This window comes from Mycobacteroides sp. H001, assembly GCF_001440005.1.
Taxonomy (GTDB): domain Bacteria; phylum Actinomycetota; class Actinomycetes; order Mycobacteriales; family Mycobacteriaceae; genus Mycobacterium; species Mycobacterium gwanakae.
In genome coordinates this window covers 170,705-190,878 of sequence record NZ_LJYH01000028.1, presented here as the reverse complement: position 1 = coordinate 190,878, position 20,174 = coordinate 170,705, and the positions used below count along the sequence as shown (strand labels likewise).

Annotated in this window: 16 protein-coding genes; 11 read left to right on the top strand and 5 right to left on the bottom strand. The window is 64.5% G+C overall.

Annotated features, from left to right (window positions below):
* Nucleotides 1-194 precede the first annotated feature (194 nt).
* Together gltB and AOT83_RS11600 are read left to right on the top strand one after the other, a co-directional pair.
* Nucleotides 195-4,787, top strand: a complete 4,593-nt coding sequence (gene gltB / locus AOT83_RS11605; RefSeq protein WP_057965396.1) for a glutamate synthase large subunit — start codon at nt 195-197, stop codon at nt 4,785-4,787.
* Complete coding sequence (locus tag AOT83_RS11600) at nt 4,780-6,246, top strand: glutamate synthase subunit beta (protein WP_057965395.1); 1,467 nt, start codon at nt 4,780-4,782, stop codon at nt 6,244-6,246. The genes gltB and AOT83_RS11600 overlap by 8 nt, the downstream gene beginning before the upstream one ends.
* A gap of 432 nt (nt 6,247-6,678) precedes the next feature.
* Here AOT83_RS11600 and map read toward each other — a convergent pair whose 3' ends face one another.
* Entirely contained in the window at nt 6,679-7,446 is a 768-nt protein-coding gene (gene map, locus AOT83_RS11595) for a type I methionyl aminopeptidase (RefSeq protein WP_030096189.1), read from the bottom strand.
* 75 nt (nt 7,447-7,521) lie between these two features.
* On the opposite strand from map, the gene AOT83_RS11590 reads away from it, so the two are divergent.
* The 8 genes from AOT83_RS11590 (at nt 7,522) to AOT83_RS11555 (ending at nt 16,035) form a co-directional block, all read left to right on the top strand.
* Nucleotides 7,522-7,788, top strand: a complete 267-nt coding sequence (locus AOT83_RS11590) for a helix-turn-helix transcriptional regulator (RefSeq protein WP_030096188.1) — start codon at nt 7,522-7,524, stop codon at nt 7,786-7,788.
* Between the two features lie 28 nt (nt 7,789-7,816).
* On the top strand, nt 7,817-9,151 hold the full coding sequence (locus AOT83_RS11585) for a glycosyltransferase 87 family protein (RefSeq protein ID WP_057965394.1): 1,335 nt from the start codon (nt 7,817-7,819) through the stop codon (nt 9,149-9,151).
* Between the two features lie 9 nt (nt 9,152-9,160).
* A complete protein-coding gene (locus AOT83_RS11580) occupies nt 9,161-10,171 on the top strand; it encodes a PHP domain-containing protein (RefSeq protein ID WP_030096186.1) in 1,011 nt (336 codons plus the stop codon).
* A gap of 44 nt (nt 10,172-10,215) precedes the next feature.
* Nucleotides 10,216-10,809, top strand: coding sequence for a TetR/AcrR family transcriptional regulator (locus AOT83_RS11575; protein WP_030096185.1), 594 nt, complete (start codon nt 10,216-10,218; stop codon nt 10,807-10,809).
* The gene (locus AOT83_RS11570) at nt 10,806-12,380 is read left to right on the top strand and encodes an NAD(P)/FAD-dependent oxidoreductase (protein WP_057965393.1); all 1,575 of its coding nucleotides are present in this window, start codon (nt 10,806-10,808) and stop codon (nt 12,378-12,380) included. Before AOT83_RS11575 ends, AOT83_RS11570 begins: the two co-directional genes overlap by 4 nt.
* Nucleotides 12,352-13,194, top strand: a complete 843-nt coding sequence (locus AOT83_RS11565; protein WP_030096183.1) for a mycofactocin-coupled SDR family oxidoreductase — start codon at nt 12,352-12,354, stop codon at nt 13,192-13,194. Before AOT83_RS11570 ends, AOT83_RS11565 begins: the two co-directional genes overlap by 29 nt.
* Complete coding sequence (locus AOT83_RS11560) at nt 13,191-14,426, top strand: cytochrome P450 (RefSeq protein WP_057965392.1); 1,236 nt, start codon at nt 13,191-13,193, stop codon at nt 14,424-14,426. Before AOT83_RS11565 ends, AOT83_RS11560 begins: the two co-directional genes overlap by 4 nt.
* Before the next feature lie 124 nt (nt 14,427-14,550).
* Entirely contained in the window at nt 14,551-16,035 is a 1,485-nt protein-coding gene (locus AOT83_RS11555) for an NAD(P)/FAD-dependent oxidoreductase (RefSeq protein ID WP_030096181.1), read from the top strand.
* Nucleotides 16,036-16,123: 88 nt separating this feature from the next.
* Here AOT83_RS11555 and AOT83_RS11550 read toward each other — a convergent pair whose 3' ends face one another.
* On the bottom strand, nt 16,124-16,723 hold the full coding sequence (locus tag AOT83_RS11550; RefSeq protein WP_057965391.1) for a TetR/AcrR family transcriptional regulator: 600 nt from the start codon (nt 16,721-16,723) through the stop codon (nt 16,124-16,126).
* A gap of 215 nt (nt 16,724-16,938) precedes the next feature.
* On the opposite strand from AOT83_RS11550, the gene AOT83_RS27850 reads away from it, so the two are divergent.
* Nucleotides 16,939-17,100, top strand: a complete 162-nt coding sequence (locus tag AOT83_RS27850) for a hypothetical protein (protein ID WP_157858369.1) — start codon at nt 16,939-16,941, stop codon at nt 17,098-17,100.
* Here AOT83_RS27850 and AOT83_RS11545 read toward each other — a convergent pair.
* The 3 genes from AOT83_RS11545 to rraA are packed head-to-tail and all read right to left on the bottom strand — an operon-like array spanning nt 17,090 to nt 20,048.
* Nucleotides 17,090-18,376: a D-arabinono-1,4-lactone oxidase gene (locus AOT83_RS11545; protein WP_057965390.1), complete on the bottom strand. Its 1,287-nt coding sequence runs from the start codon at nt 18,374-18,376 to the stop codon at nt 17,090-17,092. The genes AOT83_RS27850 and AOT83_RS11545 overlap by 11 nt on opposite strands.
* Complete coding sequence (locus tag AOT83_RS11540; RefSeq protein WP_030096178.1) at nt 18,373-19,560, bottom strand: amino acid deaminase/aldolase; 1,188 nt, start codon at nt 19,558-19,560, stop codon at nt 18,373-18,375. Before AOT83_RS11540 ends, AOT83_RS11545 begins: the two co-directional genes overlap by 4 nt.
* Nucleotides 19,560-20,048 (bottom strand): ribonuclease E activity regulator RraA, encoded by a 489-nt coding sequence (gene rraA, locus AOT83_RS11535; RefSeq protein ID WP_030096177.1) that lies wholly within the window; start codon nt 20,046-20,048, stop codon nt 19,560-19,562. The genes AOT83_RS11540 and rraA overlap by 1 nt, the downstream gene beginning before the upstream one ends.
* Nucleotides 20,049-20,174 lie beyond the last annotated feature (126 nt).

Here is a 20,174-nt window from a genome sequence, read left to right as displayed (position 1 = left end):
TTCACGCAAGCGGTTCATCGCCGCGAGCCCACGAAGCAGACGGCCGAGAAGGACGCTACGGACAAGGGCCAACGGGCCAGCCCCGGGGTTTGAGCACCACCCCGTGCCGGTCTGTGGGGCACCTTCGAGGAGGGCATTGACGGGTGCATACAGCCTGTGCACCCAGGGAGGCCCTGGAGACGAGACGAGCAGCCATGCCACACCCCGCGACCGGGCTCTACAACCCGGCCTACGAGCACGATGCGTGCGGTGTCGCCATGGTCGTGGATATGCACGGCCGGCGCAGCCGCGACATTGTGGACAAGGCCATCACCGCACTGCTGAACCTGGAGCACCGTGGTGCCGCGGGAGCCGAACCCAATAGCGGTGACGGCGCCGGAATCATGCTGCAGATCCCGGACAAGTTCTTCCGCGCTGTCGTGGACTTCGAACTGCCCGCCGAGGGCAGCTACGCCTCGGGTATCGCGTTTCTGCCCCAGGGATCCAAGGACGCGGCGGCGGCGTGCGAGGCCGTCGACAAAATCGTCGAGGCAGAGGGTTTGACCGTTCTGGGCTGGCGTGAGGTTCCGCACGACGACTCATCGCTGGGCGCCCTCGCCCGCGACGCCATGCCCACCTTCCGGCAGCTGTTCATCTCCGGTGCCTCCGGTATCGACCTGGAGCGGCGCGTCTACGTGGTGCGCAAGCGCATCGAGCACGAGCTGGGCAACCAGGGATCGGGCCGGGGCAGCCTCGGCGAGGAAACCGTCTATTTCCCAAGCCTTTCCGGCCGCACCTTCGTCTACAAGGGCATGCTGACCACTCCGCAGCTGCGGGCGTTCTACCTCGATCTGCAGGATGAGCGCGTCGAGAGCGCACTGGGCATCGTGCATTCGCGCTTCTCCACCAACACCTTCCCGTCCTGGCCGTTGGCGCACCCCTACCGCCGGGTGGCGCACAACGGTGAGATCAACACCGTCGCGGGTAACGAGAACTGGATGCGGGCCCGTGAGGCGCTCATCAAGACCGATGCGTTCGGCGATCCTGCCCAGCTCGACAAGATCTTCCCCATCTGTACGCGCGGTGCCTCGGACACGGCGCGGTTCGACGAGGCACTGGAACTGCTGCACCTGGGTGGCCGCCCCCTGCACCATGCGGTGCTGATGATGATCCCCGAGGCGTGGGAGCGGCACGAGTCCATGGACCCGCAGCGCCGCGCGTTCTACGAGTACCACGCATCCCTCATGGAGCCCTGGGACGGGCCGGCCTCGGTCTGCTTCACCGACGGCACCATTGTCGGCGCCGTGCTCGACCGCAACGGCCTACGGCCGTCCCGTGTTTGGGTGACCAACGACGGACTGGTCGTGATGGCCTCCGAGGCCGGCGTGCTGGATCTGGACCCGTCCACCGTCGTGCAGCGCACCCGCCTGCAGCCCGGCCGCATGTTCCTGGTGGACACCACCCAGGGCCGCATCGTCTCCGATGAAGAGGTCAAGGCCGAACTCGCCGCCGCGGAGCCGTACCAGAAGTGGATCGACGAGGGCCTGGTGCGCCTGGAGCAGCTGCCGGACCGCCCACACCAGCACATGCCGCACAACCGGATCGTGTTGCGCCAGCAGGTATTCGGCTACACCTATGAGGAGATCAACCTCCTGGTGGCGCCGATGGCCCGCACGGGTGCCGAGGCACTCGGCTCGATGGGCACCGATACCCCGATTGCGGTGCTGTCCAACCGGTCCCGGATGCTGTTCGACTACTTCCAGCAGCTTTTCGCGCAGGTCACCAATCCCCCGCTGGACGCCATCCGCGAGGAGGTCGTGACGAGCCTCGGCGGTGTGATTGGCCCCGAGGGCGATCTGTTGAACCCGACCGCCGAGTCGTGCCACCAGATCCTGCTGCCGCAGCCGGTGTTGCACAACGACGAGCTGGACAAGCTCATCCACCTCGACCCTTCGGACGAGGTCAACGGGCGTCCGCATGGCTTCTCCAGTCGCGTGATTCGCTGCTTGTACCCGGTTGCCGAGGGTGGTGCGGGACTACGGACCGCCCTGGAGTCGGTGCGCGCGGAGGTCTCCGCGGCCATCGCGGGCGGCGCCCAGGTGATCATCTTGTCCGATCGTGAGTCGGACGATCAGATGGCGCCGATCCCTTCACTGTTGGCTGTTGCCGCGGTGCACCACCACCTCGTTCGCGAGCGGTCCCGCACCAAGGTCGGTCTGGTGGTCGAGGCCGGAGACGCACGCGAGGTGCACCATGTGGCGGCACTGGTCGGTTTCGGTGCGGCCGCCGTCAACCCCTACATGGCCTTCGAGTCCATCGAAGATCTGATCGACCGCGGCATGATCTCGGGTGTGGAGCGCGACAAGGCGATCCGCAACTACATCAAGGCTGCGGGCAAGGGCGTGCTCAAGGTCATGTCCAAGATGGGCATCTCCACCCTGGCCTCCTACACGGGTGCCCAGCTCTTCCAGGCCATCGGCCTGTCACCGGAGCTGCTCAACGAGTACTTCACCGGATTGGCTTGTCCCACAGGCGGTATCGGTCTGGACGAGATTGCCGCCGACGTTGCCTCCCGCCACCATCTGGCCTTCCTGGAGCGCCCCGAAGAATGGGCGCACCGGGAGCTCGAGGTCGGTGGTGAGTACCAGTGGCGGCGTGAGGGCGAGTACCACCTGTTCAACCCCGACACGGTGTTCAAGCTGCAGCACTCCACCCGGACCGGCCAGTACTCGGTCTTCAAGGAGTACACCCAGTTGGTCGACGACCAGAGCGAGCGGATGGCTTCGCTGCGCGGTCTGCTGAAGTTCAAGTCCTCCGAAGACACTGGGCGCGCGCCGGTTCCGCTGGACGAGGTGGAGCCCGCCAGCGAGATCGTGAAGCGTTTCTCGACCGGTGCGATGAGCTTCGGCTCCATCTCTGCCGAGGCGCACGAGACCCTGGCGATCGCGATGAACCGCCTCGGTGCTCGATCGAACTCCGGTGAGGGCGGCGAGGATCCGCGTCGATTCACGCCCGATGAGAATGGCGACTGGCGACGCAGTGCCATAAAGCAGGTGGCCTCCGGCCGGTTCGGTGTGACTTCGCACTACCTGAGCAACTGCACCGACATCCAGATCAAGATGGCGCAGGGCGCCAAGCCCGGCGAGGGTGGGCAGCTGCCCGCGCACAAGGTCTACCCATGGGTGGCCGAGGTGCGGCACTCCACACCCGGCGTGGGACTCATCTCCCCGCCGCCACACCACGACATCTACTCGATCGAGGACCTGGCGCAGCTGATCCACGATCTGAAGAACTCCAACCCGCAGGCGCGTATCCACGTGAAGCTGGTGTCGGAGAACGGTGTTGGCACGGTCGCCACGGGTGTTTCGAAGGCTCACGCCGACGTGGTGCTCATCTCGGGGCACGACGGCGGCACCGGTGCTACCCCGCTGACCTCCATGAAGCACGCGGGTGCGCCGTGGGAGCTGGGTCTGGCCGAGACACAGCAGACGTTGTTGCTCAACGGTCTGCGTGACCGCATCGTCGTGCAGGTCGACGGCCAGCTCAAGACCGGTCGCGACGTGATGATCGCCATGCTGCTGGGCGGCGAGGAGTTCGGTTTCGCGACCGCTCCCCTGGTCGTCTCGGGCTGCATCATGATGCGCGTCTGCCACCTGGACACTTGCCCGGTGGGTGTGGCCACGCAAAACCCCGTGCTGCGCGAGCGGTTCAACGGCAAGCCGGAGTTCGTGGAGAACTTCTTCCTGTTCATCGCCGAGGAAGTCCGGGAGCTGATGGCCGAGCTCGGTTTCCGCACCGTCAACGAGGCCGTCGGCCAGGTTGGCGCGCTGGACACCGAGAAGGCGATCGCGCACTGGAAGGCCAGCAAGATCGATCTGACCCCGGTGCTAACGGAGCCGGAGTCGGCGTTCATGAACCAGGACCTGTACTGCAGTGGGTCGCAGGACCATGGCCTGGAGAAGGCGCTGGACCAGCAGCTGATCGTGATGAGCCGCGAGGCCCTCGATCGCGGTACTCCGGTGAAGTTCGAGACGCTGATCACCAACGTCAACCGGACTGTCGGCACCATGCTTGGGCACGAGGTGACCAAGGCCTATGGCGGCGAGGGACTTCCGGACGACACCATCGACATCACCTTCACCGGCTCGGCGGGGAACAGCTTCGGCGCGTTCGTGCCGCGTGGCATCACGCTGCGGTTGTTCGGCGATGCCAACGACTACGTGGGCAAGGGACTGTCCGGCGGGCACATCGCGGTGCGCCCCTCCCGCGAGGCACCGGCAGACTTTGAGGCCGAGAAGAACATCATCGGCGGAAACGTCATTCTGTTCGGCGCCACCAGCGGTGAGGCCTTCCTCAACGGATTGGTGGGCGAGCGGTTCGCCGTGCGCAACTCGGGTGCATCCGCTGTCGTCGAAGGCGTGGGCGATCACGGCTGCGAGTACATGACCGGCGGCACTGTGGTGGTGCTCGGCCCGACCGGGCGCAACTTCGCCGCGGGGATGTCCGGCGGTGTGGCCTATGTGTACGACCCGGCCAAACAGCTAGTGGACAACCTCAACGACGAGATGGTCGATGTGGACGCGCTGGATCCTGACGATGAGCAGGTGCTGCGCAGCCTGATCGAAAAGCACGTAGCGGCGACCGACTCTGCTGTCGGACAACGCATTCTGGCCGACTGGAGCGGCCAAAGCGACTCCTTCGTCAAGGTGATGCCTCGCGACTACCGTCGCGTGCTGGAGGCCATTGCCGACGCGGAGCTGACCGGAGGCGATGTGAACGAGGCGATCATGGCGGCAGCTCGTGGGTGACCCAAGCGGCTTTCTGACTCACACCACCCGCGAACTGCCGAAGCGGCGTCCTGTGCCGTTGCGGCTGCTCGACTGGAAAGAGGTCTACGAAGACTTTGAGCACACGGCCCTGCAGACGCAGGCATCGCGATGCATGGACTGTGGAATTCCGTTCTGCCACAAGGGTTGCCCCCTGGGTAACTTGATTCCCGAGTGGAACGACATGGTGTACCGCGGAAACTGGCGTGAGGCCATCGAGCGGCTGCACGCCACCAACAACTTCCCGGAATTCACCGGCCGGCTCTGCCCCGCGCCCTGTGAGGCGTCGTGTGTACTGGGCATCAACCAGGACCCGGTGACCATCAAGCAGGTCGAGGTCGAACTGATCGACAACGCCTTCGAAAACGACTGGGTCAAGCCCATTCCGTCCGAGGTGAAGACCGGCAAGAAGGTCGCGGTGGTGGGTTCGGGCCCAGCTGGCTTGGCTGCGGCACAGCAACTTACGCGTGCCGGACATGACGTCACCGTGTATGAGCGGGCCGACCGCATCGGTGGTCTGCTGCGATATGGCATTCCCGAGTTCAAGATGGAAAAGCGCCACATCGACCGTCGGTTGGACCAAATGCGGGCCGAGGGCACGGTTTTCGAGGCCGGAGTGAACGTCGGCGTCGACATCACGGCCGACGAGCTGCGCGCGAAGTTCGATGCGGTGGTGCTCGCGGGCGGAGCGACGGCTTGGCGTGACCTTCCGGTTCCGGGACGCGAGCTCGAGGGCATCTACCAGGCCATGGAGTACTTGCCCTGGGCCAACAAGGTGCAGCTGGGTGACGACGTCGTGGACGAGGACGGGCAGCCCCCGATCACCGCAAAGGGCAAGCGCGTCATCATCATTGGTGGTGGTGATACCGGAGCTGATTGCCTGGGTACCGCGCACCGGCAGGGTGCGGCAAGCGTCCAGCAGTTCGAGATCATGCCCAGGCCGCCCGAGCTCCGTTCCGAGCGCGACCCGTGGCCGACTTACCCGACACTGTTCCGGGTGGCCTCCGCGCACGAAGAGGGCGGCGAGCGGATCTACGCCGTCAACACCGAGCGGTTCCTCGGTGAAGACGGCAAGGTGACCGGCTTGCGGGCACACGAGGTTGTCTTCAACGCCGGAAAGTTCGAGAAGGTCGAGGGCTCGGACTTCGAGCTGGAAGCCGACATCGTCTTCCTGGCGATGGGATTCGTCGGCCCGGAGAAGCCGGGCCTGCTCGAGAGCCTGGGCGTGGAACTCACCGACCGCGGCAATGTGGCGCGTGACGGTGCGTACGCGACGTCGGTGGACGGTGTGTTCGTGGCAGGCGATATGGGCCGGGGCCAGTCGCTGATTGTGTGGGCGATTGCCGAGGGCCGCTCCGCCGCTGCCGCGGTGGACGAGTATCTGACCGGTGAGACGGCGCTACCCGCACCGATCAAGCCGACTGCCGCACCGCAGCGCTGAGCTTCCTGCCCGGCGTTGCCGGGCTCGCGAGGGCCGGTAGCTCCGGGCGATTTCACCTCGTGTTACCTGACATGTTTGCTTGTTGTCGGTGTGACACGTGATCTAGGTCGGGATTTGCGTTATGCTTCTGCCTGGTTCTGAAAGCTTGCCGACGCAGGAGATGTTCTCGTGCCCAACACACCCGTTACGAAGACATGGGTTGGCCGAATTGCCTGGTCACTGCTCCGTCATCCCATGAAGAGTCATAGTTTCCCTGCGAAGAACGAGCGACTCATCACTCCCGAAGAGCTCCTGCGCTTCAGCCACTGAGCGTTGCTCGCGACAGCCATTGGGCGTGTCGAGGTGCGAACACGCCCGGTATTCAAGATCGTTATCGATCCGTAACCGTCTCTGTCGTAGGTGGTAGCGGATGGTGCTGGTCGCCGATCCCGCCTAACTCCGTAGCGTGAGCACCTGTGGCCCGTCCTCGGTGATCGCGATGGTGTGCTCGGAATGCGCGCCCCGAGACCCGTCGGCCAGCCGGAGCGTCCAACCGTCTGGATCGACGGTCAGCCGATGGGTTCCCCGGCCGAACCATGGCTCCAGCGCGAGCGTCAGGCCCGGCTTCAAGGTCATTCCCCGCCCGGCCGTCCCCTTGTTCGGAACATGGGGGTCCTCGTGCATGGTCCGCCCCAGTCCGTGCCCGCCGAAATCGGTGTTGATCCGATACCCGCCACCTTCGGCCACCGCGGCGACGGCTGCGGAGATATCGCCGAGCCGGTTGCCCGGCTGAGCGGCCGCGACGGCCGCATCCAGGGCGGCGCGGGTGGTGTCGATCAGACGTATGTCCTCGGGGTCCGGGGTGCCGACGATGACGCTCACCGCGGAATCGGCCACCCAGCCGTCGATACTCACCGCGAAATCCATGCTCAGCAGGTCGCCGTCGGCCAGCACGTAATCGTGTGGAAGCCCGTGCAGTACTGCGTCATTCACCGACAGGCAGATGACATTGCGGAACGGTCCGCGCCCGAACGAGGGGGAGTAATCCCAGTAGCAGGAAACCGCGCCGCGTTCTGTAACCATTGCGCGCGCCCGCTGCTCCAGGTGCAGCAGATTGACGCCAGGCGCGGCGATGGCCGACAGCTCGGAGAGCACCGAGGCGACAAACTCGCCGGTCACCCGCATGTGCGCGATCTCTGCGGGCGATTTCAACTCGATCACGCGAACCTCCTGGACGGTATTTAAATACCACCTTAGGGCTTTCGGTATTTAAATACCAAGACTAGAGTCGGCGGCATGGTTCGGCAGCCGCTCACCGCAGAACAACTCGCCGCGGGGAAGCGTCTGGGTGGGTTGTTGCGCTCCGCTCGGGGCGACCGACCGCTGGACGATGTCGCCCGCGCGTCCGGAATCTCTCCGGAAACGCTGCGCAAGATTGAAACCGGGCGGCTCCCGACACCCGCTTTCGGTGCTGTCGTGCAGCTGGCCGCCGCATTGCGTCTCGACCTCAACGACATCGCGGCGGCCTGGCAGGAAGAGGCCAAGATCGGCGCCGCGTCGTAACTGGCCCAGCGGCCGTAAAATCTGGCCGATGCACAGCTGGGGCGGGGAGATGCGGCTGCCGCGGGGCGCCGTTCTGAGTGCGCTGATCGTGGCCGGAGCTGCAATGGTGCTGCACAACGGCCTCGTCCCGTTCGACACGCGGTTCTTCGGACTGGCCGAAAACGGCTATGACCTGGACACCTATCGCGCCGCAGTACGCGGCCTCTGGGAGGGCAAGAGGCTGTACGAGGCCCCGGCGCTCAACCAGGCGTGGTTCGTCTACCCTCCATTCGCGACGGTGGTTCTCGCGCCCCTTGCCTGGGCCTCGTTCGATGTCGCCAAGTGGCTGTTGCTCGCGCTGTCCATCGCCGCGCTGACAGTCATCGCGTGGCGCGTCCTGCGTCTAGCCGGCATCCGCGCCGATATCCGGCTGGCCGTGATGACCACGGCGCTCGCGGTTGTCGTGATCGATGCCGAACCGGTGCAGGCCACCCTCTGGTGGGGGCAGATCAACGTCCTGCTCATGGCGCTGGTGTTCCTGGACCTGGCGCGGTCAAACCCGGGACGGTGGCAGGGGATCGGGCTTGGACTGGCTGCGGGTATCAAGCTCACGCCGCTGGTTTTCCTGCCGTACCTCCTGCTCACCCGGCAATGGCGTGCCTGCGCCATCGCGACGGCGACGTTCGCCGCCACCGCGGCGTTGACGTGGCCGCTGCTCTCGCGCGACAGCGCATGGTTTTGGAGTCATCTCGGAGACACCGCGCACATCAGCCGCATCGATCACTTGGCCAATCAGTCGATCAACGGATTCTTGGCGCGCTACTTCTTTCCACACGCGCGCCCGGAGTGGCTGTGGATTTCCTTGAGCCTCTTGGTGCTTGCCGCCGGCATGGCTGTCGCGGTGTGGGCACACCGCAAGGGGGAGTACGTGCTGGCAGTGGTGGCGGTAGGGCTCACCGGTTGCGCGGTGTCGCCCTTCAGCTGGGCTGCGCACTGGGTATGGTTCGCCCCTGCGATCGTCTGGCTTGTCGCCAAGGCGTGCACGACCGCGCGACCCTGGTCGAGCGGCTGGGCCTGGCGGGCGGCGGGGCTATTCGCGATGGTGTTCATGTGGACCCTGCACCGGCCGGGCCGTGGGCACACCACCATCTACTTCAGCGGGGTGTACTGGAACTTCCTTGACCTGCGCCCGTTCTGGATAGGCCAGCTGATGAGCGGCTGGTACCCGTTGGTGTTCCTGTGCTTCATGATCGGCGCCGTCAGCTGGTTGCGGCTCAGCAGTGCGTCGGTGCGAGATGACCCGGACGACTTTTCGATGCTGTCGACGGATGTCGAGGACTATCCGCCGGAAATTCTTGGTGAGGAGCTGGCGCTGCGCGCCTAGAGTCCAGGGGTGGACCCTGTCGCGGCATTGCGTGAAGTTGCCTACTACAAGGAACTCGCGCGCGAAGAGTCGCGCCGCGTCATGGCGTACCGCAAGGCCGCCGACGTCATCGCCGCGCTGAGCCCCGAAGAGCGAGAGCGCCACGGTGCCAACAAGACCTGGAAGAGTCTCACGGGCCTGGGCCCCAAGACGGCAACCGTCGTCGCCGAAGCCTGGTCCGGGAAGGTGCCGGTTGCGCTCGAACAACTACGTGCCAGCGCCACGGGCACCGGCGGTGGCACCATGCGCGAAGCGCTCAGGGGCGACCTGCATCTGCATTCGAACTGGTCGGACGGATCGGTGCCCATCGAGGAGATGATGAGCACCGCCAAGGCGCTCGGACACGAATACTGCGCGCTGACGGACCACTCGCCGCGTCTGCGGGTGGCCAACGGGCTGTCTGCGGAACGGTTGCGTGCTCAGCTGAAGGTGATCGACGGACTGCGGGAACAGATGGCGCCCATGCGAATCCTCACCGGGATCGAGGTCGACATCCTGGACGACGGCGATCTGGACCAGGACCCTGAGCTTCTGGATCAGCTCGACATCGTCGTCGCGAGTGTGCATTCCAAGCTCGCGATGGACTCCGCGGCGATGACCCGTCGCATGATCGCGGCCGTGACCAACCCGCGCGTCGACGTGCTGGGCCATTGCACGGGGCGGCTGGTGGAGGGGGAGCGCGGCCTCCGCGCGGAATCGAAATTCGATGCCGCAGAGGTATTTCGGGCCTGCCGCGATTCGGGTACTGCCGTCGAGATCAACTCGCGCCCGGAGCGACGCGATCCACCGCGCAGGCTGCTGGACTTGGCGCTGAACATCGGTTGCGACTTCTCGATCGACACCGACGCGCATGCGCCGGGACAGCTGGAGTTCTCCGGGTACGGCTGCGAGCGTGCGCTTGAGGCCGGTGTGCCGGAAGAACGAGTGATCAATACGTGGCCCGTGGAGCAGCTGTTGGCCAGGACCAGCAAGGGCCGCTGATCGCCTATTGACACTTTGAACACATTCGCGCAAAGTGTTCAAACGTGAAGCTCGTGAAGACGGCGGGTCCGCGTGGTGAGGTGCCTGAACCGATTGTCGCGGCCGTCGCGCAGACCCTGGTCCGCTCGGGAATCCAGCGTTTCAGCCTCTCGGCGGCCGCCGACGAGGCGGGCGTCTCGCGTGGAACCATCTACAACTGGTTCGGCGGCAAGAAGGAAGCCATCGATGTCGCTGTCGGCTTCATCGCGGGCGCCTTCATCGAGCTGTTCGCCGGGGCGGTGAGTGCCAAAGCCACGCTGACCGAGCAGGTGGGCGAGGCGGCGGTACGCATCAGCGATCACCGGGCCTGGTCCGACCGCCTGGATCCGACCCTGCACGTGTCGAACGTGCTGGAGCTGGTGCTCGAGGAGTGCGGTGACGACCTGATGCGCCGCTCGGTGGAGTTTTGGGTGCCACAGGTGCAGGCGGCGAAGAAGCGCGGCGAGATCGGTAAGGACGTCGAAGCCACCGAGGGCGCCGAATGGATCATGCGGACCCTGATGAGCATCGAGGTGCTGCCCGCCATCTCCGTGGACCTGAAAGACCCGGCCGTGGTGCGGGATTACTTCTCCCGGTTCATCCTGCGTGGGTTGGCATGAGTGACATCGACTACCAAGTGGCGATCGTCGGGGCCGGTCCCGGTGGCATCGCCGCCGCTTACTACCTGCGCCGACGGGGTATCGACGACTTCGTGATCCTGGACCGTGCCGACGATTTCGGTGGCACCTGGCGCGATAACACCTATCCGGGCCTCGCCGTCGACATCCCGGTCTTGTTCTACCAGTTGAGCTTTGCGCGAACCGGCCGGTGGAACAAGCTCTTCGCCGACGGTGCCGATATCCAGCGCTACCACCTGTCGGTGGTGGACCGCTTGGGCTTACGCAAGCACTTCCAGGGCGGCAGCGCCGTTACCGCGGAACGCTGGAACGAGGGCGGCAGCCACTGGGAACTCACCGTCGCCGGGAAGCCGACGGTGCGCGCCCGGTATGTCATCAGCGCCGTGGGTGGATACATCGACACCAAACCCGGCCCGGACATCCCGGGCCTCGGCGACTTTCGCGGCAGAATCATGCGGCCCAACGCGTGGGACCACTCATACGACTACGCGGGTAAGCGCGTCGCGGTGATCGGTACCGGCTCCAGCGGCATCCAGATCGCCCCCGCAGTCGCGGAAACTGCCGCGTCGGTCACCACCTTTCAGCGCACCCCCGCATGGATCATTCCCAAACCCAACCCGAGTATCTCGGTCCGCGGGCAGCGGATTCTCGGCGCGCCGTTTGTGCTGACAGTCATCAACGCGCTGATCATCGGATCGATGGACGCCGCTCAGGCGGTGCTGTTCCATCTGCTGCCGCTGCTACCGGAATCGCTGCTGCGCAAGATGATTCCTCGATACGACGATATGGCGCGCAGGTGGTATCGCAAACTGCTGGCGGACACCGTCCGCGATCCGGCCCTGCGTGAGGCCTTGATGCCAAGCTACGGAATTCTGGCACGGCGCACCATCTTGTCCAATGACTTCCTGCAGGCCGTGGATGCCGGCGCGGTCCGACTGATCACCGACCCGATCTCACGGATCACCGAGAATGGTGTCGAGACGGCAGATGGCACCCATCATGACGTCGACCTTTTGGTATTGGCGACGGGATATGAGATCTACACGGATCCGGAACATTACCGGCCCGGAACCGTGCGGGGCCGCGGCGGATTCGACCTGGGTGAGTACTACCGCGACCACGAAATGCGGACCTACGGCGGCGCGGCACTGCCGGGCCTGCCCAACCGGTGGGTGTTGGTGGGACCCGAGGGCAACCAGGGGCAGGGGTGGCACGCCATGGTGGAGGCCAACGCGCGCCACGCCGCCCGGGTCATCGCCGAATCCGTGCGGACCTGCCGCGAGATCGCGGAAGTACGCCAACGTGCCTTTGACGCATGGGTGCGGCGGATGGCCCATCAGAGCAAGGCGATCCGGTTATACGCGACCGACTGCCAACCGCCACTGAACACCTACTTCGTCAACTCAAAGGGGGAGGCACGCTACTACCGGCCCCAAACCGTAAGCGAAATGAACTGGTTCTCCACGCATTCCCGACTCTCTGACTACTCATTTCGTCCGGCATCGATCCAAGCGAGGGCTTCCCATGGAAAAAGATCAGAACAGTCAGCCTGATAAACCACTGGCCGGCCGGGTCGCATACATCACCGGTGCGGGGCGCGGGCAGGGCCGCGCACACGCCATCCGGTTGGCCGCCGATGGTGCCGACATCGTGGCCATCGACAGCTGTGACAAGCCCTCGCCCTATAACGAATACCCGGCCACCACCGCTGAAGACTTCGACGAGACCGTCTCCGCGGTACGGGAACTGGGCCGTGAGATCGTCGCAGAACGTATCGACGTAAGGGACCTCGCCGGACAGCAGAAGGTGATCAACGAAGCGACGACCCGCTTCGGTCGGCTGGACATCGTGGTCGCCAACGCCGGCATCGCGAGCTGGGCGCGGCTGTGGGAGATCGAGGCCGACCAGTGGCGCGACGTCATCGACGTCAATCTGACCGGTGTGTGGAACACCATCAAGGCAGCGGTCCCCGCAATGATCGAAGCGGGCAACGGTGGGTCCATCATCACGGTCAGCTCATCGGCCGGGATCAAGGCCATGCCCGGCTGCGGCCACTATGTGGCCGCTAAATTCGGTGTTGTGGGCTTGACGAACTCGCTGGCGGTTGAGCTGGGGGAGTATGGGATTCGAGTCAACTCCATCCACCCGTACGGAACCAACACGCCGCTGGCAGCCGACGAGTCGGTGCTGCGGATGTTCGAGAAGTACCCGGGTTATCTGCAGAGCTTTAGCCAGACACTGGTGGACAACGACAGGCTCGTCGAACCTGCCGAAATCGCCGAGGTGGTGGCGTGGCTCGCCGGCGACGCATCCGGTGTCATGACCGGCGCCCAGATTCCCGTCGACAAGGGGTACTTGAAGCGATGACCACGTGCCCGTTCGCACCCGGATTCGATTTCACCGACCCGGACCTCATCCAGCAGCGCATCCCCGCCGAGGAGTTCGCGTATCTCCGCAAGACCGAACCCATCTGGTGGAACGCCCAGCCCAGGGGAGTGGCCGGATTCGACGACGACGGCTACTGGGTAGTGACCAAACACAGTGACGTCAAAGAGATATCGCGGCTCAGCGAAGTCTTCTCCAACAGCCTGAACACCACAGTGGTGCGCTACAACGAGGACATCACCGCCGAGCAGCTGGATATCCAGCGCGAGAATCTGCTGATCGACATGGATGAGCCGAAACACCGCATCCTGCGGCGCATCGTGTCACCGCTGTTCACCCCCAAGGCCGTCAACGGATTACACGAACGGCTGGTGGCGCGCGCCAGAGGCATTGTGGAAGCGGCCGCCGAAAAGTCCAGCGGCAACTTCGTCTCCGATATCGCCTCGGTGCTTCCCATGCATGCCATCGCGGATCTGGTGGGTATCCCGGAGTCGGACCGCCAACAGGTGCTGGACTGGACGAACCAGATGTTCGCCTACGACGACCCGGCGATCGGCAAAGATACGGCCACCACCGCAACGGTCTCTATGCTGGGCTACGCCTACGCGATGGCCGAAGAGCGACAACTGAATCCGCGCGACGACATTCTCACCGGATTGGTCCAGGGCGCGTACGAGGACCGCCCACTCACCCCGCTGGAGTTCGCCTACTTTGTCATCCAGCTCATGGTCGCGGGGAACGAGACCTCTCGTAACGCCATCACACATGGGGTACTGGCCTTCGCCGACAACCCCGCACAGTGGGAGCTGTACCGCGAGTGCCGCCCGCAGACGACTGCTGACGAGATCATCCGGTGGGCGAGCCCCATCATCGCCTTCCAGCGCACGGCGCTGCAGGATGTCGATCTTGGTGGTGTGCGGATCCAGAAGGGGCAGCGCGTGGGAATGTTCTACGCGTCGGCCAACTTCGACGAGGACGTTTTCGACGACCCGTTCACCTTCAAGATCGAGCGCGACCCCAACCCGCATCTGGCCTTCGGCGGGCACGGCATTCACTACTGCCTCGGCGCGAACCTGGCCCGGCTGGAGATCGGCATCATGTTCGATGCCATGGCCGACACGCTTCCGGATCTGATGCCGACCGGGGAGCCCACCCGCTTCCGGTCGGGGTGGATTAACGGCGTGGTGTCGCTGCCCGCAAGCTACCGAGGGTAGACATCCTGCCTGCGCGTTCGGCCGGACTGCGTCCTGACCTGCGGTATCGGCGGCACAGTGTGCGTGCAACCGCAAGGGTCTAACTTTACTTTTCTCCCCGATCCGTAAGCGGTAGCATCGCGGCATGTCCGAACACTTTGACGTGCTCATCGTCGGCGCCGGCATCTCCGGCATCAGCGCCGCCTGGCACATCCAGAACCGCTGCCCGTCCAAGACCTATGCGGTGCTTGAGGCCCGCGACGATATGGGCGGGACCTGGAATCTGTTCAAGTACCCAGGTATCCGGTCGGACTCGGACATGTACACGTTGGGGTTCCGCTTCTCGCCGTGGAACGACAGCCGCACCCTGGCGGACGGACCGTCGATCCTCGACTACGTGCACAAGACCGCGGCCAACTCCGGAATCGACGGGCACGTCCGATACCGCCACAAGGTGGTCGGAGCGGCCTGGTCCACCGAGACCCAGCAATGGACGGTCCAGGTGGATCACGACGGCAAGACCGTCGAGTACACCTGCTCCTTCCTGTTCTGCTGCAGCGGCTACTACGACTACGACCAGGGCTACTCGCCCGAGTTTCCCGGCGTCGCCGACTTCAAGGGCACCGTGATTCACCCTCAGCACTGGCCTGAGGACCTCGATTACAAGGGTAAGAAGGTCGTGGTGATCGGCTCCGGCGCCACCGCGGTGACCCTGGTGCCGGCGATGGCGCCCGATGTCGGACACATCACCATGCTGCAGCGCTCGCCCACCTACATCCTGTCGTTGCCGAACGAGAACCCGATCATCAACGGTCTGCGAAAGATATTGCCGGCCAAGGTCGCCTATCCGATCGCCCGCTGGATCAATATCGGCCAGCTGATCTTCAGCTACCAGGCCAGTCGCAAGTTCCCCAAGGCCGCGCGGCGGATCATCATGCAGCAGGCCAAACTGCAGCTGCCCAAGGGCTATGACTACAAGACCCACTTCGGTCCCAAGTACAACCCGTGGGACGAGCGTCTTTGCGTGGTGCCCAACGGTGACCTGTACAAGACCATCCGCAAGGGCAAGGCCGATATCGTCACCGATCACATCGAGACATTTGACGAGACCGGCATCAAGCTCAAGTCCGGTAAGCATCTCGATGCTGACATCATCATCACCGCAACGGGTTTGAACCTGAAATTCTTCAGCGGTGTCATCCCGACGGTTGATGGCGTACCCGTAGACCTGCCCGCGCAGACCGTGTACAAGGGTGCGATGCTCACGGGCATCCCGAACATGGCGTTCACCATCGGGTACACCAACGCCTCGTGGACACTCAAGGCAGACCTGGTATCCGAGTACGTTGGACGTCTACTGAACTACATGGACGAGAACGGCTATGTCACAGCGGTTCCCGAGCTGGCCGATGAGACGCTCGAGAAGCAGCCGTTCATGGACTTCACACCGGGCTACGTGCTGCGTGCGCTGGATGAGCTGCCCAAGCAGGGTGACAAACACCCGTGGCGTCTGAAGCAGAACTATGCCTATGACGTCGGGATGATGCGGCGCAGCCGGGTCAGCGAGGGTATGCGCTTCGGCAGAAAGAAGGCCGCCACCGAGACAACACCGGTGGCCGTCAACAGCTAGATCTTCTCTGCGGAGCGGCCGGGTGTCACGCGCGGACACCCGGCCGTTCGCTGTCTACGAACCGCTACCGGTGGACGCCCGTAGAACGCTATTTCTGTTCGGGTGCAGCCTGATCCGTGCTGGCGGCGATCAGCATGGGAAGCATCGGGCTCATGGGTAGCAGCCGTTGCACCGCGGTCAGGAGCCGCGCCGTCCAGTCGGTGGTCGATGAAGGATCTTTGATGCTGTCGAGGGCCACTCCCTGACCCATGGCGACGCAGAGGCGGGCGAGGTCACGCACGCTTGCCTCCGGAAGTTCGAGGTCGTCGTCCAGCTGCGAGATCGCACCCGCAACGTGGTCCAGCATGGTTTTGTCGCGTGCCGCGAGTTCATCGTTCAGCGTCGAATTGCGTCGGGCAACCAAGGCGAGCTCGATCTTCAGCAGGGCCCAGCCGGTGTCGCTGAGTGATTGCTCGATCCAGTCCTGAAACTTTTGAACGCGATCCCCTGACGATCCTTCGGCGAGAGTGGTGCGATAGCTCTCCAGAACCTGTTCGGTGTGACGGTCGATGACCTCTAGCGCCAACGCCTCTTTGCTGGGAAAATTTGAGTACACGGCGCCGCGACTGTAACCGGCTTCTTCGGCCACCTGCTCGTTCGACGTCGCGGCGAAACCCTGTTGCAAATAGAGCTGGGTCGCAGACTCCACCAGCCGGGCCTTTGTCTGAGCCTGGGCTTCAGAACGAGTCAATCGCTTGGCCACAACCAGTGAGTCTATGCGGTCATCGACACGTGCCAGGAGCGATATCGCGAGTAACGCCGCAGCGTATCGAGGGCTGAATCCCTCATCCCGCCGGCACTGAACAGTTTTGGGTACAGTACGTAGCCAGATAGCCGCCGTCATCATAGGGATTGGAGAACGTCGTGGGACGACACAACCGGCCCGCCGTAGCCGACGATGTGCCCATCCGTACAGACTGGAGCGCCGACTTCCTGGTCGACAGCGAAGTGACCGGGGTATCGCGCGCGGTGATCGATTCCGACTCGGCGTTCTCCCCAACGCCGCCGCCCTGGTTCAGGGGCTGACCGGGCCCAGGAGCCTATTCAGGTACGCACCGCTGAACACGCCCTCGGGATCCAGCCGGGCGCGGACCTCCTGGAAGGTCCGCCATTGCGGATACCGCTCGCTGAGCTGCCCGGCGGTCAAAGTGTGTCGTTTGCCCCAGTGGGGCCGGCCGCCGAGCCCGATCAGGATGGGTTCAAGGTCGTGGAAGTAGGGCTCCCATAGCCCGTGAATGCTCTGGTGCACTGCCAGGTACACGCTCTCGCGGCCGTAGGCCGGGGCCAGCAGCGCATCATCGGCCTGGGTGAAGCGGACCTCCAGCGGGAAGGCGACCCGATGACGATTCTGTTCAATCGTGGCCAGCACGGTCTCAATCGCATCACCCGCATTTGTCAGCGGAAGCGAATACTCCATCTCCGTGAACTTCACCTTGCGGGGACTCGCGAACACCGCGGCGCTTTCATCCTGCGACTCATTCGAACCCGCGAGTTTGGCGACCAATCTGGATATGTAGGGGGCAGCCACGGGTAGGCGCCCGGCCGTCCACATCAGCGCGCCGAGTGCGCCGTTCTCTACCAGGTCGCGCTCCACCCAATGCCGCACCGGATGACTGGGCCACCGATCCTCTTGGGTGCGTGTCGACTGCAGCAGCAGAACCCGTCGCGTATGTGGAAACAAATACAGCTCAAGGTGATCGGTCTCGGCCAGCAATGTGGGCAGATCGGCCAAGACGGTGTCCAGGTCACGCACTGACTGGCGCCGGTGCAGCCGGAAGGCCGGAACACATTGCAGGGTGAGTTCGGTGACCACACCCAGTGCGCCCAATGAGATCCGCGCCGCGAGCAGCTCATCGCCGCTGTCGATCTCATGAATTACGCCGTCGGCAGTCATGATTCGCATCGACACGATGGTCTGCGAGATGTTGCCGAATCGCAGGCCCGTCCCGTGCGTTCCCGTGGCGGCGGCCCCGGCAAGGGTCTGGACGTCGATATCGCCGAGGTTCGGCAGCGCCAGCCCGCGCCGCAGCAGTTTGCGGTTCAGCTCATGCAGATTGATGCCGGCCTGGACCCGCACCCGGTCGTGTTCGTCCACTGAGATCAGTTGCCGCAGTTCGGAGATGTCGACCTGTACGCCGTCGGTGACGCACAGTTCGGTGAAGGAATGTGATGATCCGATCGGCCTAACCGTTCGTCCGGCGGAGCGTCTCAGGGCGAACGCCAGCTCGTCCTCGGACCGTGGACGCACCACAAGTCCTGGGGCGCAAGATGTTTGACCACTCCAGTTGCGCCACTGACTCATAGGAACATCATTCCCTCGCCGCGATACGTGGATACCGCACCTGCGTGTTGACCATCTTCGACCAGTTGCAGTTCGGTGAAGTGTTCACAGAGCTCACCGGCCTTGGCATGCCGGAACCACACCGCATCGCCAATCCGTAGTTCCCGCGCACCCCGTAACGGGGTCTGTACCTCACCGGCACCCTCGGAGGCCTCGAAGGACAAACCCGTAGGCCACGACGGGAGCGGTACGCGGCTGGCCCCGGCAGGGCCGCTGGCGATGTACCCACCGCCCAGCACGGTGGCGAGTTCGGGACTCGGCTTGCGCACGACCGGCAACGCGAACGCCGCCGCGGGATCCAGTTGCAGGCTGCGATAGTTGTCGAAGAGAGCAGGAGCGAAGAAGCCCGACCCGGCCGCCAGTTCGGTGGCGAATCCCAACCCGCCGATACGGGCCAGGCTGCCGGTGCCGCCGGAGTTCACCAGTTCCAGCGGCGGCGCTCCGGCGGCACGAAGCCGCGCGCTCACCGCGTCCAGAATCCGGGGAAGGCGCTGGCCGAGATCACGCAGCGAGGAGGCCTGCATTCCGCGAACAGCCAACTGGTACCAGGGATTTCCGGGGACGATATCGCCCACACCGGCGATCTGCCCGTCATAGGCCATTACCGCGGCGAGCCGCAGACCGGGTGTAGCGCACACCAGGTCGGTGAGGGTGGCTGCCTGTTCGGGGGTGCGCACCGGTGATCGCTTGGGCCCCAGATGAACCGGGCCGTCGAGAGGCCGCCACCCGGCATCGATGTCGAGGCACACCGGGATCGGTGCATTCGTCTCCTGCGCGATGTCTGCCAGTAGACGGACATGGTCGGCAGAATCGATCAAGGGGCGGATGACCGAACGATGCCGCGCCGCAGTCGCCAGGGCTCCCCGATCGACACTCGGGTAGGCGATCAACAGATCGTCGACCCCGGCGTCAGCGAGGTGCACGGCCTCCGCTGGGGTGAAGGCGAGCACCCCACGAAAACCCGGTATCTCCAGGAATTTCCGGATCAATGCGGTGCTGCGTATGGACTTACTGGCCACCCTGATGGGTAAGCCTGAGGCGGCGGCGACCAACGACGCGGCGTTTGCCCGCGCCGCGTCCATATCGACCGCGGCTAGCGGTGCGGGTGCCCCCCGTAATGCCCTGGCCAGCCGCCGTACCGACATCAGGCAGGAACCACGACAACGCCGTCATGGTCGGCGTAACAGATCGCACCCGGCGTGAAGTCGATACCGCCGAAGTTGACGACGATATCGCGTTCCCCGGCACCGGTTTTGGTGCCCTTGCGGGGGTTGGTGCCGAGAGCCTTGATGCCGATGTCCATGGTGGCCAGGGCGGCACTGTCGCGCACCACCCCGTTGATCACCAAACCCGACCAGCCGCTCTCGACGGCGAGCCCCGCGATGATGTCGCCCACGAGCGCGCAGTGCAGCGAGCCGCCACCGTCGATGACCAGTACACCGCCTGAACCCGGTTCCGACAGAATCGATTTCAGCAGCGCGTTGTCATGGTGGCAGCGCACTGTGGTGATGACTCCGGCGAATACCGGACGCCCACCGAACTGGGTGAGCTGAAGATCGCAACTGGCCATGTCGATGCCCAGCTCGTCTCCCAGGTCGGCGGTCGGTTGGGGGGTGATCGGTGCGGTCGTCATGCCCCAAGCCTATTCGTCAGTCCCCACCTCTGGGTCTCCGCATAGGCGATTACGACATCGCGCAGCCACCGCGCCAGAACTGGGCTTGACACCTTCGCAGTAGGCCCGGGCTGGACGCCCTCAAGC

What these genes read in the sequence shown, in the direction of transcription:
- gltB (WP_057965396.1), top strand. Translation starts at nt 195, where the DNA reads ATGCCACACCCCGCGACCGGGCTCTACAACCCGGCCTACGAGCACGAT.
- AOT83_RS11590 (WP_030096188.1), top strand. Translation starts at nt 7,522, where the DNA reads ATGGTTCGGCAGCCGCTCACCGCAGAACAACTCGCCGCGGGGAAGCGT.
- AOT83_RS11585 (WP_057965394.1), top strand. Translation starts at nt 7,817, where the DNA reads ATGCACAGCTGGGGCGGGGAGATGCGGCTGCCGCGGGGCGCCGTTCTG.
- AOT83_RS11570 (WP_057965393.1), top strand. Translation starts at nt 10,806, where the DNA reads ATGAGTGACATCGACTACCAAGTGGCGATCGTCGGGGCCGGTCCCGGT.
- AOT83_RS11565 (WP_030096183.1), top strand. Translation starts at nt 12,352, where the DNA reads ATGGAAAAAGATCAGAACAGTCAGCCTGATAAACCACTGGCCGGCCGG.
- AOT83_RS11560 (WP_057965392.1), top strand. Translation starts at nt 13,191, where the DNA reads ATGACCACGTGCCCGTTCGCACCCGGATTCGATTTCACCGACCCGGAC.
- AOT83_RS11555 (WP_030096181.1), top strand. Translation starts at nt 14,551, where the DNA reads ATGTCCGAACACTTTGACGTGCTCATCGTCGGCGCCGGCATCTCCGGC.
- AOT83_RS11545 (WP_057965390.1), bottom strand. Translation starts at nt 18,376, where the DNA reads ATGAGTCAGTGGCGCAACTGGAGTGGTCAAACATCTTGCGCCCCAGGA.
- AOT83_RS11540 (WP_030096178.1), bottom strand. Translation starts at nt 19,560, where the DNA reads ATGTCGGTACGGCGGCTGGCCAGGGCATTACGGGGGGCACCCGCACCG.
- rraA (WP_030096177.1), bottom strand. Translation starts at nt 20,048, where the DNA reads ATGACGACCGCACCGATCACCCCCCAACCGACCGCCGACCTGGGAGAC.